This window comes from Amycolatopsis sp. N2S4-7 (assembly GCF_058119595.1).
On the sequence record NZ_CP172299.1, the window covers coordinates 10,321,798 to 10,335,632 of the forward strand.

The 13,835-nt window shown below is 73.4% G+C and carries 12 protein-coding genes and 1 pseudogene; 6 read left to right on the forward strand and 7 right to left on the reverse strand.

Going from position 1 to position 13,835, the window contains the following annotated elements; genetic code table 11:
- Nucleotides 1-45: 45 nt before the first annotated feature.
- Both ACH54P_RS48745 and ACH54P_RS48750 read right to left on the reverse strand, forming a co-directional pair.
- Nucleotides 46-225 (reverse strand): annotated as a pseudogene (locus ACH54P_RS48745) (hypothetical protein); the annotation flags it as partial.
- The gene (locus ACH54P_RS48750) at nucleotides 222-1,538 is read right to left on the reverse strand and encodes an MFS transporter (protein WP_489910129.1); all 1,317 of its coding nucleotides are present in this window, start codon (nucleotides 1,536-1,538) and stop codon (nucleotides 222-224) included. The gene ACH54P_RS48750 and the pseudogene ACH54P_RS48745, both read right to left, overlap by 4 nt.
- Before the next feature lie 155 nt (nucleotides 1,539-1,693).
- Between ACH54P_RS48750 and ACH54P_RS48755 the strand changes: the two genes are divergently transcribed.
- Entirely contained in the window at nucleotides 1,694-2,512 is an 819-nt protein-coding gene (locus ACH54P_RS48755) for a PaaX family transcriptional regulator (protein ID WP_489910130.1), read from the forward strand.
- An 86-nt stretch (nucleotides 2,513-2,598) separates the two neighbouring features.
- On the opposite strand, the gene ACH54P_RS48760 is transcribed toward ACH54P_RS48755, so the two are convergent.
- Nucleotides 2,599-2,994 (reverse strand): bacteriophage spanin2 family protein, encoded by a 396-nt coding sequence (locus ACH54P_RS48760; RefSeq protein WP_489910131.1) that lies wholly within the window; start codon nucleotides 2,992-2,994, stop codon nucleotides 2,599-2,601.
- Between the two features lie 32 nt (nucleotides 2,995-3,026).
- The gene (locus ACH54P_RS48765; protein ID WP_489910132.1) at nucleotides 3,027-3,941 is read right to left on the reverse strand and encodes a TerC family protein; all 915 of its coding nucleotides are present in this window, start codon (nucleotides 3,939-3,941) and stop codon (nucleotides 3,027-3,029) included.
- Nucleotides 3,942-4,125: 184 nt separating this feature from the next.
- Between ACH54P_RS48765 and ACH54P_RS48770 the strand changes: the two genes are divergently transcribed.
- Nucleotides 4,126-4,434, forward strand: a complete 309-nt coding sequence (locus ACH54P_RS48770; protein WP_489910133.1) for a helix-turn-helix transcriptional regulator — start codon at nucleotides 4,126-4,128, stop codon at nucleotides 4,432-4,434.
- A 33-nt stretch (nucleotides 4,435-4,467) separates the two neighbouring features.
- Here the strand turns inward: ACH54P_RS48770 and ACH54P_RS48775 are convergent, their stop codons facing one another.
- Complete coding sequence (locus ACH54P_RS48775) at nucleotides 4,468-4,653, reverse strand: hypothetical protein (protein ID WP_489910134.1); 186 nt, start codon at nucleotides 4,651-4,653, stop codon at nucleotides 4,468-4,470.
- 464 nt (nucleotides 4,654-5,117) lie between these two features.
- Here ACH54P_RS48775 and ACH54P_RS48780 point away from each other — a divergent pair, with 464 nt between their 5' ends.
- The 3 genes from ACH54P_RS48780 to ACH54P_RS48790 all read left to right on the forward strand — a co-directional run bounded on the left by ACH54P_RS48780 (nucleotide 5,118) and on the right by ACH54P_RS48790 (nucleotide 10,132).
- On the forward strand, nucleotides 5,118-6,593 hold the full coding sequence (locus tag ACH54P_RS48780; protein ID WP_489910135.1) for an ABC transporter substrate-binding protein: 1,476 nt from the start codon (nucleotides 5,118-5,120) through the stop codon (nucleotides 6,591-6,593).
- Nucleotides 6,590-8,338, forward strand: a complete 1,749-nt coding sequence (locus ACH54P_RS48785) for an ABC transporter permease subunit (RefSeq protein ID WP_489910136.1) — start codon at nucleotides 6,590-6,592, stop codon at nucleotides 8,336-8,338. The genes ACH54P_RS48780 and ACH54P_RS48785 overlap by 4 nt, the downstream gene beginning before the upstream one ends.
- A 249-nt stretch (nucleotides 8,339-8,587) precedes the next feature.
- Nucleotides 8,588-10,132 carry an alpha-L-arabinofuranosidase B gene (locus ACH54P_RS48790; RefSeq protein ID WP_489910137.1) on the forward strand — a complete coding sequence of 515 codons (1,545 nt, stop codon included), beginning with the start codon at nucleotides 8,588-8,590 and terminating at the stop codon, nucleotides 10,130-10,132.
- 66 nt (nucleotides 10,133-10,198) lie between these two features.
- On the opposite strand, the gene ACH54P_RS48795 is transcribed toward ACH54P_RS48790, so the two are convergent.
- Complete coding sequence (locus ACH54P_RS48795) at nucleotides 10,199-11,344, reverse strand: serine hydrolase domain-containing protein (protein ID WP_489910138.1); 1,146 nt, start codon at nucleotides 11,342-11,344, stop codon at nucleotides 10,199-10,201.
- Nucleotides 11,345-11,803: 459 nt separating this feature from the next.
- On the opposite strand from ACH54P_RS48795, the gene ACH54P_RS48800 reads away from it, so the two are divergent.
- Nucleotides 11,804-12,835 (forward strand): ferritin-like domain-containing protein, encoded by a 1,032-nt coding sequence (locus ACH54P_RS48800; RefSeq protein WP_489910139.1) that lies wholly within the window; start codon nucleotides 11,804-11,806, stop codon nucleotides 12,833-12,835.
- 4 nt (nucleotides 12,836-12,839) lie between these two features.
- On the opposite strand, the gene ACH54P_RS48805 is transcribed toward ACH54P_RS48800, so the two are convergent.
- On the reverse strand, nucleotides 12,840-13,799 hold the full coding sequence (locus ACH54P_RS48805; protein WP_489910140.1) for a LysR family transcriptional regulator: 960 nt from the start codon (nucleotides 13,797-13,799) through the stop codon (nucleotides 12,840-12,842).
- Nucleotides 13,800-13,835: the final 36 nt, after the last annotated feature.

A 13,835-nucleotide genomic window follows, 5' to 3' on the forward strand; every position in this document is an offset into this window, starting at 1 on the left:
CCCGCTGCCGCCGGTGGCGCGGCTGCGGGACGGGTCGGCGCGGCAGAAGCGGTCGGACACGTGCGGCAGGTGCTCGGCGGCGATGCCCGTCCCGGTGTCGGTCACGGTGAACGCCACCCCGTCCGCGCCGGCGGTGACGATGGCCGGTGAGCCGGGCCGGCGCCCGTCGACCCGGTGGCTCGTGCGGGAGTGCGGCCGTGCTGCCGGACTCCCGCACGAGCTCATCGGCGGTTTCCCTCCCGCTGGTCGACGGGAGTGCCCGTGGTCGCCTCCGGCGTGAGGTCCCGGCGGTTCGTCTCCCGCAGCGCCACCACGCAAACTGCCGACAGCAGGCAGAAAGCGGCGATCGTCCAGGACACCGGAGTGGTCGAGCCGCCGCCGTTGGCGCGTTGCAGCTCCGCGAAGATCAGCGGGGCGAAGCCCGCGCCGAGGCCGGCGAGCTGGTAGCCCAGGGACGCGCCCGTGTAGCGGTTTTCCGTCGCGAACAGTTCCGAGTAGAGCGCCGCCAGCGGGCCGTACATCATCGGGTGGATCACGCCCTGGCCGATCACCAGGGCCAGGACGAGCAGGAGGCCGCTGCCGCTGCGGACCATCGGGAACAGCAGGAACCCGAACACGGCCATGACGACCACGCCGGCCAGGACGACCGGGCGGCGGCCGATCCGGTCGGACAGCGCGGACCACAGCAGGATCCCCACCACGGCGCAGGCCGAGGACAGCGTGAGCGCGTTGAGCACCTCCTGCCGGGGGTGTCCGTGCTGGACGCCGTAGGCGAGCACGAAGGTGGTCAGCGTGGCCTGCACGACGAACGCGGCGAGCCCGACGCCCACCCCCAGCAGGAGCACGCGCGGGTGGTCCCGCAGCACCGCGACCAGGGGGATCCGGCGTCGCGTTTCCTTCCGGGCGGCCAGGAACGCCGGAGTCTCGTCGACGCGGGAACGGACGAACAGGCCGATCGCGAGCAGGACGATGCTGAGCAGGAACGGGATCCGCCAGCCCCAGGCGAGGAAGTCGGCCTCGGAGGTGAGGGCGGCCGTGCCGGACATCGCGAGCGTCGAGACGACCATGCCGCTCGGGGCGCCGGCGTTGGTGAAGCCGGCCCACAGGCCACGGCGGGAGCGCGCGTGCTCGGCGGACATCAGCACCGCGCCGCCCCACTCGCCGCCGACGGCGATGCCCTGGACCACGCGCAGCAGGACCAGACCCAGCGGGGCGACCGCCCCGATCTGCTCGTAGCCGGGGAGCAGGCCGATGAGGAAGCTCGAGATGCCCATCAGGGTCATGGTCAGGACGAGCATCCGCTTGCGGCCCAGCCGGTCGCCGAAGTGGCCGAAGAGCAGGCCGCCGAGCGGGCGGGCGAGGTAGCCGGTGGTGAACGTGCCGAAGCTGGCGACCGTCGCGAGCGCCGGATCGAGGTCGGCGAAGAAGACCTTGCCGAAGACCACCGCGCTGGCCGTGGCGTAGAGGAGGAAGTCGTAGTACTCGATCAGGCTGCCGAGGAAGCTGGAAGCGACCGCTCTGCGGAGCTGAGTGCTCATGGAGGTCACCCTCGTCGTTGGGGGCGTTGCGACGGCTACGGGTTCGTCCGGGACGGACGACGGTGGGGCGGGGCCCAACGTTAGTCAGGGACATGACGGCCGTCAATAATCTGCACAACATCAGGTTCGCGGCGCCCGGCGTTACGCTGACGGACGTGGTGCACCTCGACGAGACCGGCTCCGGGCCCCGCCCGAAGTCCGTCATGCTGACCTTCCTGGGCATCCACCTGCTCGGCCGGCCGGCGGCGATCTACTCGGGGAGCGTGATCGACGTCTTCGGGCGGGTCGGCGTCTCGGAGGAGGCGGTGCGCTCGACGCTGACGCGCATGGCGGGCAGCGGGCTGCTGACGCGCCACCGCAACGGCCGCAAGGTCTACTTCGGACTCAGCCCGCGGCTCGCCGCGGTCCTCGAGGACGGCAGGCGGCGGATCTGGGAGACCGGCGCGGTCAACCGGTCCTGGGACGGCGGCTGGACGCTGGTCGGCTTCTCGCTGCCGGACACGCGCCGCGGCGACCGGCACGACCTGCGCCGGAAACTGACCTGGGCGGGCTTCGGCCTGCTGCAGAACGGCCTGTGGGTCGCCCCGGGCGTCCGGGACGTCACGGTCATCGTCGAGCAGCTCGGCCTCGACGGGCACGTCACGGTCTTCACGGCGCACCCCGCGAAGCCGACGGAAGCGGCCGAGCTCGTCCGCAAGGCCTTCGACACCGAGACGATCGCCTCGCGGTACCGGGACTTCCTGGCGAAGTGGGACTCCGGGAGGCCGGCGTTGCCGGACGACCTGACGCGGCAGCTGGTGCTGCACGCGGACTGGTTGCACGTCGTCCGGCAGGATCCCCACCTCCCGGCCGAGCACCTGCCGCCGGACTGGCCGGCGATCCGCGCCGAGCAGCTGTTCCGCAAGCTCGACGAGGACGTGCGCGAGGGGGCGGCCAAGCTGGCCGAGGAGACCTTCGAACTGACCACTGCCTGAGCCGGCCCGGGATCACCGGCAGCACGAGCCGGTGCCCGGCGCGGAAGACCGGTGTCCGGCCGGCCGGGAAGGCCGGTCCCGCGGGGTCAGAGGCCGCAGGCCTTGGTCAGCGCGGAAACCTGGTCGGTCTTCTTCCGCAGCCAGTCCGCCGGCGTGCTGACGAGGTCGTCGACCGTGGTCTGGCGCAGGGTGCCGGCCAGGGTGTCGATCGCCTCGCCGGCCGTGGTGTTGCCGGCTCGCGAGGCCAGCCCGGTCAGCTCGTCGGCGGCCGCGTGGGCGCGGTCGGCCGCGGCCTGGGGATTGCTCAGGTCGGGCGTGGCCGTGGCGATCTTCACCGCTTCCGCGCAGACGGTGGCGGTCGAGGCGGCGTCGCCGATCTGCCCGGCCGTGTCGGAGGCCTGCTGGGCGACGCCGCAGCCGGCGAGGGCCAGCGCGAGGCCGCCGCCGAGAACGGCCACCGCGAGTCGGTTCGTCGGGCGCATGGTGATTTTCCTTTCCTGGGCGGACGGGGGAGTCAGACGGTGGTCCGCGTGCGGACCAGGCTGGCGGTGACGGCGGTCGCGAGGATCACGCCGACGACGGCCAGCGACAGCGGGGTCGGGATCTTGACGACGTCCAGCAGCAGCATCTTCACGCCCACCCAGGCCAGCACCATGGCCAGGCCGAGCTTGAGGTAGACGAACCGGTGCATGAGGTCGGCGAGCAGGAAGTACATCGCCCGCAGGCCGAGGACGGCGAAGGCGTTCGACGTGAACACGAGGAACGGCTCCTGGGTGACGGCGAAGATCGCCGGGATCGAGTCGACCGCGAAGACGACGTCGGTGACCTCGATCAGCACCAGGACGGCGAGCAGCGGCGTGGCCACCCACCGGCCGGCCTGCCGGACGAGGAACTTCCCGCCGTGGTGGACATCGGTGGACGGGACGACCCGGCGGAACGCCCGCAGCACGACGTTCCGGTCGTAGTCGACGGTCTCGTCCCGGTGCAGCGCCATGCGCACGCCGGTGACGACGAGGAAAGCGCCGAAGACGTAGAGGATCCAGGCGAAGCTCGCGATGAGGACCGAGCCCGCGGCGATGAACACCGCCCGGAACACGAGGGCGCCGACCACGCCGTAGAACAGGATGCGGTGCTGGTGTTCGCGGGGGACGGCGAAGTACCCGAAGATGATGGCGAACACGAAGACGTTGTCGACCGCGAGCGACTTTTCGATGACGTAGCCGGCGAAGTACTGGCCCGCGAACTCCGCGCCCCAGGCCCACCAGACGACCGCGCCGAAGGCGAGCCCCAGCGTCACCCACACGCCGGACCACGCGAGCGCTTCGCGGACGCCGACGACGTGCGCCCGGCGATGGGCGGCCAGGTCGACCGCGAGCATGACCAGGATGACGCCGAGCACGGCGGCCCAGGCCCAGAACGGGACAGTCACAGACAACTCCTCTGGTCCGGCTTCGAACCAGAGGTCTCCCCGGCCACACGAGTGTGACGCCGGCACCGGGCTGCGCACGGGCAGCCGGACTGACGATGCCGGACCGGGCGGGTACTCCCCTCCGTGACTCCAGAATGACGAACTACACTTCGTCTGTCAAGTTCGGACGGTTAAGGTGCCCGGTATGGCTTCGTGGACGTTCCTCAGCAACCACGCGCACGTTCTGCTGTGCGTGGCCGAGGATCCGGACCGCACGCTGCACGAGATCGCCGAGCGGGTCGGCATCACCGAACGCGGGGTGCAGCTCATCCTCGGCGACCTGATCGCGGAGGGCTACCTCGAACGCGAGCGCGTCGGCAGGCGCAACCACTACAAGATCCACCCGGAAGGCCGGCTGCGGCACCCGCTGGAGGCCCACCACCGGGTGGCCGACCTGCTCACGGCGTTGGGCCCGGATCCCCGCCTGCAGGGCACGCGGCCGCCGGCGTCCTGACCGGACGCGAAGCCGCCTCTCGGCCGTGGCGGATCAGCGGAGGAACCGGTCGGCCGGGCGGACGCGGCGCGCGATGGCCGCGAGTTCGGTGCCCGGCGCCGCCGTCCGGGCGTGCAGGGCGTAGAAGACGGTCGTGACGATCTCGTGCCCCGGGCCGGAGGCCGGGGAGACGAGCCGGCCGAGCCGCTCGCCGGGACGGAGTCCGTCGCCCTCGCGCACGGCGGGGTACCAGAGCCGGGAGGAGCCGGCTCCGGCGAACTCGGCCCACTCCCACTCGGTTGGCCGGGAACCGGCCCGGCGATCCCCGTCCGGCCACCGCGCGGCGCACGGCCGTCACGACGGTCGAGGTAGGCGTCCGCGCCGGCAGCAGGTCCGTGCACACCCAGTGCGCCAGCCGTTCGGTCGGGCTTCCGTGCGCTGCACCCGGGAACACCCGGTTCAGGTTGACACCGTCGAGCGGGGAAGCGGCCCACCACCGTGGGACCGGGCCGCCGGCCGGTGATCAGGGTCGCGGGGATGTCGAGCGTCGTCCGGCCGACCGGCACCTCGACCGTCGCGGAGCGCCGTTGACCGGGTGGAGGCCTCAGCTCGGTCACCACGTCCGTGGTCGGATCCTCTCCCGGTGCGCCAGATGAAAACGACTATCGATATCGTATTCGCTGGATCGAGTGAAGGGATCGGGCATGCGGGTAGCGCGGGGTCTTGTGGTCGCCGGGGTGGTGTTCGCCGCGTCGGGGTGCTTCGCGGGCGGCCCGGACCCGGCGGCGGGCGGCGGGCAGCGGTTGCGGGTCGCGTTCCTCCAGCCGCCGCGCACCGGCTTGTCGCCGTTGAGCGACGACGCCTTCAAGCTGTCGCGGCTCGGGGTGGCCGAGCCGCTGGTGACGCTGGACCGCGACGGCGCGCCGCGGCCGTTGCTGGCCACCGCGTGGGCCCGGCTCGACGAGCGTTCCTGGCGGTTCGACATCCGGGCCGGCGCGCGGTTCCACGACGGCACCGAGCTGACCGCGCAGCGGGTGGCCGCGTCGCTGGACCAGGCGGTGCGAGCGAGCCCGCCGCCCCGGATCCTGGATGGCGTCGAGCTCGACGTCCAGGCGGCGGGCACCAGCGTGACCGTGCGCACCGCGGTGCCGGATCCCCTGGTGCCGCACCGCTTGTCGAGCCCGCAGCTGGCGGTGTTCGCCGAGGCCGCCTACACCGGCGACGGCCGCGTCGATCCCGTCCGGACCGGCACCGGCCCGTTCGTCCTCACGGCCGTCAACGGCAGTTCGGGGGCCACCGCGGACCGCAACGACCACTACTGGGGCGGCAAGGCGCTCGCGAGCGGCATCGACGCGGCGTTCGTGCCGGACGGCTCGGCGCGCGCGTCCGCCCTGCGCTCGGGCACCGCGGACATCGTCGAGGCCATCCCGGCTTTGCAGGCGCCCCTGCTCGACGAAGGCACCTACCGCGAAGTTCCCATGCCCCGCACCAACACCCTGTACCTGAACACCCGGCGGGGGACGTTCGCCGATCCGGCGTCGCGCGCCGCCGCGCGGGAAGCCCTCGACCCGGCCGCGCTGGTCCGCGACATCTACGAAGGCCGGGCCGACCAGGCGCACGGACTGCTCGGCCCGGCGATCCCGTGGGCGGCGCAGCGCCCGCCGCGGCCGGCCCGGCCGGCGGGCCCGGCACACGGCCGGAAGGTCGTGCTGGCCACCTTCAGCGACCGTGCCGAACTGCCCGAAGTGGCCACGACCGTGGCGCAGCAGCTCGAGCGGCGCGGGTTCGTGGTCGAGCAGGTGGTGCGCGAGTACGCCGCCATCGAAGCCGACGCGCTGGCGGGCGCGTTCGACGCGTTCGTCCTCTCGCGCGCGACCTTGCTCGACTCCGGCGACCCGGTCGCCTACCTGACGAGCGACTTCACCTGCACGGGCGGCTTCAACCTCGCCGGGCTCTGCGACGCGGGCGTCGACGAGGCGATCGCGGAGGCGGCGGCGCTCGGCGACCCGGGGCCACGCCAGGCCGCGATCCTGGGTGCGGAGGCGGCCGTGCTCGGGACCGACGCCGCGGTTCCCCTGCTGCACGAACGGGTTGTGCAGGGCAACGCGCCCGGCGTCACCGACGCCGCCTTCGACCCGCGCGAACGGGAACTGGTGACCGTCAAGACGCACAAGCGATGAGGACCGCCCTTTCCCGGCTGCTGGCCGCCGGTGCGCTGCTGACCGTGGTCGGCCTGCTGCCGTGGCTGTCCACAAGGGACCCGGCGCTGACGGTCCTGCGGGCCCGCTCGGCCGAACGCGACCCGGATCCCCGGGTGCTGGCGGGGATCCGGGCGGATCTGGGCCTGGCCGACGGCCCGCTCGCCGTGTTCGGCGGCTGGCTTTCCGGTCTGGTCCGCGGCGACGCCGGCACGTCGTGGGTGTCCGGGGCGCCGGTGCTGCCGGGGGTGGTGGCGGCCGTGGGAGTTTCGGCGACCCTCGTGGCCGCGGCGGCGGCGGTCGCGCTCGTCGTGGGCGCGCTGGTCAACCTGCCGCTGCTGGCCGGTGCCCGCACGCGTGGTCACGGCGTGACGGCAGCGATGCTCACGGCCGTCCCCGAGTTCCTGCTCGGCTCGCTGCTGCTGATCGTGCTGGCGACCTGGCTGGGCTGGCTGCCGCCGTACGGCTGGACCGGGCCGCGGCACCTGCTGCTTCCCGCGCTCGCGCTGGGGATCCCGGCCGGTGGCCTGCTCGGCCGGCTGGCGCGGGACGCGGTGGCGGCCGGGTACGGCGAACCGTGGGTCCGGACGTGGGAGGCCGCGGGCCTGCGTCCCGCGGTGCTCGGCCGGGGGGTGGCCCGGCGGGCCCTGCCGCCGCTGGCGCCCCAGCTCGGGCTCGTGCTCGTCGGGCTCGCCGGCGGCGCCATCACCGTCGAAACCCTGTTCGCCGTACCGGGTCTGGGCCGGCTCACCCACAGCGCCGTCCTGGCCCAGGACCTGCCCGTGCTGCAGGCGGGCGTGCTCGCGCTGGTGCTGCTCGCCGTGACGGCGGGCGCGCTCGCCGACCTCGCCCGGCGCGCCCTGCTCGGCCCGGCGGCGCGGGCCGGCGCGTTCGGCGCGACCCCGCCGGAGCCACGGCCGCGTCGCCGGGCGTGGCTGGTGCCGGCCGTGCCGGCGGGCGTCCTGGCCGGGCTGGTGCTCGCGGGGCTCGGCCGCGACCCGGTGACGGTCGACGGCGCTTCCCGGCTCGCCCCGCCGTCCCGCCACCTGCCGCTGGGGGCCGACTCCCTGGGCCGTGACGTCCTCGCCCGCCTGGCCCACGGCGCGTTCGCCACCGCGGGCTCCGCGGTCCTGGTCTCCGCCGCCGCGCTCGTGCTCGCGGTGCTGGTCTCCTCGCTGCCCCGGTTCGCGACCGGCGCCGCCGAGGTCGCCAACGCGGTTCCCGCGGTGCTGGCCGGGCTGCTGGTCGCCGCGGCCACCGGCCCGAGCCGCACCGGGGCCGCGCTGGCGGTGCTCGTCGTCGCCTGGGCCCCGCTGGCCGAGCACGCGGTTTCGCAGGCCCGGCAGGAAGGGGCCTCGACGTACGTCGAAGCCGCGGTCGCGGCGGGTGCGGCCCGGTGGTGGCTGCTGCGCCGGCACATCGTGCCCGCGATCCTGCCGGGACTGGTGCGCCACGCGGCCTTGCGGCTGCCCGGGGTCGCGCTGGCGTTGGCGTCCCTGGGTTTCCTCGGCCTCGGCGCCCCGCCGCCGTCGCCGGAATGGGGGCTCGTCCTCGCCGAGGCGATGCCGTACGTGGAACGCGCCCCGTGGGCGGCGCTCGCCCCCGCGCTCGCGCTCGGCCTCCTCGGGGCTCTCGCCGTCTCACTGGCCCGGACGACCCGGGTGCGGCGCCGCGCTCGCGCCCGGCCGGCGGGTTTCTCCCGGCCGCTGAACGACATCGGCCGGTGATCGGCGAAGGTGACGACCGTTGCACTCTGCGCACCCGGGCGCTATGTTAGCGCTCACAATCGCTCCGCTTTGTGCCGTCCCAGCGTGTCGGTGATCGAAGGAGGAGGTTGGCACCGTCGCCGGCCCGCGCACTCATTGATCAGCAGGACTCCTCGACCACGCCGCGGGTTCCGTGCGACGGCGTGTCGGTGAGTCACGCCCGGCCGAGGAATCGGCGGTGGCACCCGGACGCAACGGGAGAGATCAACAATGGCACGACAGTCGAGGTTTTCCCACCCCAAGGCGATCATCGCCGCCGGCGCGCTCGTCGCGAGCATGCTGGCCGGCGGCGGCACGTCGCAGGCCGCCACCCAGGGACCGTGCGACATCTACACGGCAGGCGGCACGCCGTGCGTGGCCGCGCACAGCACCACCAGGGCGTTGTACGGGGCCTACACCGGCCCGCTGTACCAGGTCAGGCGCGCGTCCGACAGCGCCACCCGCGACGTCGGCCCGCTGGGCGCGGGCGGGGTCGCCGACGCCTCGGTCCAGGATTCGTTCTGCGCGGGCACCACGTGCCTGATCACGGTCATCTACGACCAGTCCGGCCGGAACAACCGCCTCACGCAGGCGCCGCCCGGCGGCTTCAGCGGCCCGGCCGCGGGCGGGTACGACAACCTCGCGAACGCCACCGCGGCGCCGATCACCGTCGGCGGCCACAAGGCCTACGGCGTCTACGTGGCCCCCGGCACCGGTTACCGCAACAACAACACCAACGGCATCGCCACCGGTGACCAGCCCGAGGGCATGTACGCGATCTTCGACGGCACGCACTACAACGGCGGTTGCTGCTTCGACTACGGCAACGCCGAGCGCAACAGCCGGGACAACGGCAACGGCACGATGGAGGCCATCTACTTCGGCAACATCAAGGTCTGGGGCTACGGCAGCGGAAACGGCCCGTGGATCATGGCCGACCTCGAAAACGGGCTGTTCTCCGGGGTCAACCAGCACTACAACGCCAACGACCCGAGCATCAGCCACCGCTTCCTGACCGCCATCGTCAAGGGCGGCCCGAACCGGTGGGCGATCCGCGGCGGCAACGCCCAGTCCGGCGGCGTGTCGACCTTCTACGACGGAGTGCGCCCCAACGTCGCGGGCTACAACCCGATGAAGAAGGAAGGAGCCATCATCCTGGGGATCGGCGGGGACAACAGCGTCGGCGCCCGCGGCACCTTCTACGAAGGCGTGATGACCTCCGGCTACCCGTCGGACGCCACCGAGAACGCGGTGCAGGCCAACATCACCGCGGCCGGCTACGCGACCGGTTCCGGGGGCACCGGCCTGACGCCCGGCTCGACCGTCTCGCTGCGCGCCACCACCGCCTGCTGCACCGACCGCTACATCCACCACAACGGCTCCACAGTGGACACCGCGGTCGTCACCAGCGGCAGCTCCGCCACCGAAAAGGGCAACGCGTCCTGGACCGTGCGGACGGGGCTGGGCAACAGTTCCTGCGTGTCGTTCGAGTCCAGGAACACCGCCGGGCAGTACCTGCGGCACCAGAACTACCGGGTGTCCCTGCAGGCGAACGACGGCAGCTCGCTGTTCGCCCAGGACGCGACGTTCTGCCCCGAAGCCGGCCGCAACGGGCAGGGCGCCTCGCTCAGGGCGCTCAACTTCTCCGACCGGTACGTCCGCCACTACGCCAACCTCGTCTACATCGCCGCCAACGGCGGGTCCAACACGTTCGACAACGCCAACGCCTACGCCGACGACGTCAGCTGGCTCGTCAGCGCTCCCTGGGCGTCCTGACCCGCGCGCGCCACGCGGGCGTCGGTGCCCGGGCCGGGATCCGGCCCGGGCACCGATCCCCGGAGCTCACCGGCAGAACGCGGTGTCCACAGTGGCCATGACGGCTTTCGCGGCCTTCTCGGCGTCGCCGAAGGTGCCCGGCAGCGCGGTCACCGCGAGCCCGACCGAACGGCCGTCCTCGGTGGCGCCGCCGCGGGTTTCGAAGCCGTCGATGTCGCCGCCGTGGCCCCAGAACACGCCGCCGCAGCTGAGCGGGACGCTGAACACGCCCAGGCCGTAGCGCCACCCCGGCAGCAGCGGGGCGTCGACGGTCTTGCGCATCTCGGCCAGCTGGGCGGGCGCGAGCAGCTTGCCGTCGAGCAGCGCGCGGGCGACCTGCGCCAGGTCGCTCGGCGTCGAGATCAGCTGACCGGCGGCGCCGCCCCACGACGGGTCCATCTCGGTGGCGTCGACGACGTTGCCGGCGGCCGCGGTGCCGATGGCGTAGCCGTGCGGGTGCGGGCCCTGGATCGTCTCGTCGCCGGGTTGCGGCCAGTAGGTGTGGCGCAGCCCGGCTTTCCGGATGACGCGCTCGGTGATCTGTTCCTGCACCGGGCGTCCGGTCACGTGCTCGATCAGCAGGCCGGCCAGCAGGTAGTTCGTGTTGCTGTACTCCCACCGGGCGCCGGGCGCGAACTCGGCCGGGTGCGCCAGTGCCGCGGCGAGCAGGTCGTGGGGCTGGAAGAACTTGTGCCGGATCGCCTCGAAGTTCTCGAGCCCGAGGTACTGGGTGTAGTTGGGCAGCCCGCTGGTGTGCTGCAGCAGCTGCCGCACGGTGATCTTGGTCGCGTCGATGCCCTCGCCGCGCACCAGCCCGGGCAGGTACTCCTCGATGGGGGTGTCCAGCCCGACCCGGCCCTCGGCGACGAGCTGGAGGACCACGACCGCGGTGAACGTCTTCGTGTTGCTGCCCGCCCGGACCTGGCCGTCGGGCGGGACCGGCACCTGCCGGCCGAGCCGGGCGGACCCGGCGACCAGTGACCTCGTGCGGCCGCCGTCGCTCACCCAGGCCAGGGCGGCGGGGAACTTCTCCTGCCGCACCAGCGAGTCCAGGCTGTCCTGCAGGGCGGGCCGTCCCGCCGCCGCGGCGCCGGTCACGCCGGCGCCCAGCAGGCCCGTCACGGTCAGGACCACGGCGCTCGTGCGCATCGTCGAGGTGGTTCTGCTCGGCATCGGTTCTCCTTCTCCGGCTGGATCGATACCGCCATGCTGGTCGAACCGGGCGCCGGGATCAGTAGCGCGGACCACCGGATCCGGGGTGGTGCGGGCGCTACCTCACCCGGGCGTCCGGCGTCTCGTGACGACCTGCCGACGTCGTGCGTCTTGCCCCCGGCGGCGCCATCCGGCCCGATACGCCGGGCGCGGATGCCCACGGACGGGGCTGACCTGCGCCGGGCCGGGGGGAGGCCGGGCGGTCCCCGGGACGGCGTGTCCTGGCCGGTGCGTTCGCGTTGCTGGAGGTGCTCGCCGACGCCGGCGTTCCCGGCCACGCCGGGTCGCTTCGACAACCCGAACGCCCGCGCACCCTGGCCAGGAGGCCGGGCAAGGCGGGCGCCCGTCTTCGCGCGTGTCACAAACCGGGGCGGTGTCTTGTCTCAGCTGCCGACCCGACCCGACTAACCGAGGACGACGATGGACGCCATCACCACCGTGGACGATCTCCGCCGCCACCTGCAGTGGGCGATCGAGCTCGAGCACGCGACCATTCCGCCTTACCTGTGCGCGCTGTACTCGCTGGACCCCGCCCGCAACCCCGAGGCCGTGCAGGTGGTCGGCACGGTCCTCGCCGAGGAGATGCTGCACCTGGCCCTGGCCGCGAACCTCCTCAACGCCGTCGGCGGCTCGCCCCGGCTCGACACGCCCGAGCTCCTGCCGGCCTACCCGCACCCGCTGCCCCACGGCGACCGGTCCGTGCAGGTGCACCTGGCCCCGTTCGGTCCCGAGGCCCTCGAGCTGTTCCTGCGCATCGAGCAGCCCGCGTCGGCGGACGCCCCGCCCCAGGCCGACGAGTACCGGACGATCGGTCAGTTCTACGCCGCCATCGAGGCCGGCTTCCGCAAGCTGTGCGACGAGCTGGGGGAGCCCGCGCTCTTCACCGGCGACCCGGGCCGCCAGATCGGCGAGTTCCACCTCCGCGGCGGAGGCGGCGAGGTGCTCGCCGTCCACGACCTGAAGTCCGCACTGGCCGCCCTGGCGGAGGTCGTCGAGCAGGGCGAGGGCGCGGCCCGCACCGCGGTGTGGGACGGCGACCGCGACGTGTTCCACCCCGAGCGCGAGGAGGTGGCGCACTTCTACCGCTTCCAGGAGCTCCGCCTCGGCCGCCGCTACCGCACGGGCGACACCCCGCAGTCCGGCCCGACGGGCGAAGAGATCGAGGTCGACTTCGACGGCGTCCTCCCGATGCGGCCCGACCCGCGGACGGCGGACTACCCGGAGGGCAGCCCGATCCGCGTCGCGCAGGAGGGGTTCAACCAGACGTACAGCCTGCTGCTGTACCAGCTGGAGCAGGCGTTCACGGGCAGCCCGGACCAGCTGAAGGACGCGGTCGGCACGATGTACGCGTTGCGGGGACAGGCGTTGGCGTTGATGAAGCTGCCGACGGGGGACGGCCGGACGACCGCGGGGCCGACCTTCGAGTACGTCCCGCCGGAGCTGCGGAACTGAAGCCTCAGCGCGCCGGCGGCATCCCGGCTTCTCCGTCCACAAGAGACTCGATCCCCGCCGGGAGGTTCGCCCGGTGGGCCGGGTCGGCCACGAAGCCGATGATCGCCGCGCGCAGGGCGCGGACCGCGCGGGGCGGCTCCACGTCCTTGCGGTGGGCCAGCTGCACCACCCGGGTCATGCCCGCCTCCGGGGCGAACCGCGTCATCAGGAACCGGTCGCCCGCGACCGTGCTCGGGACCACCGCCGCGCCCATGCCCGCGCGGACCAGTTCCAGCACCGCGTCCATCTCGCCGCCTTCGATCGCGAAGGTCGGCTCGAAGCCCGCGGTGCGGCACGCGTTGACCGCGGCCTCCCGGACGTCGTAGCCGCGGCGGAACATCACCAGCGGGACGTCGGCGAGCTCGCGGATGTCGAGGCGCTCGCCCGCGCGGGCCACCGGCGCGTCCGCGGGGGCGATCACCACCAGTTCCTCCAGCAGCAACGGCGTCGCGGACAGCTGCGGGTCGCCCTGCGTCCGGGCACCGGCCAGCAGCGCCAGGTCCAGTGCGCCTTCGGACAGCCGCTGCCGCAGGTCGCCCGAGCCGCTTTCGTGCAGCTCCAGCTGGATCCCCGGGTACCGGCGGCGGAACGCCGACAGCATCGCGGGCAGCAGGCCCGTGCACAGGCTCGGGGGCGCGCCGAGGCGGACGCGGCCGCGGCCGAGCTCGTCCAGCTCGCGGATCGCGCGCTGGGCGCTTTCGGTGTCCGCGAGGATCCGCCGCGCGATCGGCAGCAGCGTCTCGCCGGCTTCGGTGAGGGAGACGTTGCCGCGGATGCGGTGGAACAGCGGCGCGCCCAGGTCGTGTTCGAGCGCGCGGATCTGCTGCGACAGCGACGGCTGGGCGACCCGCATCCGCTCGGCGGCGCGGGTGAAGTGCCGGTCTTCGGCGACCGCGACGAAGTAGGCGAGCTGCTGGAACTGCATGACCTCACGATAGACGATCCCTATGGAGAAGAGAGT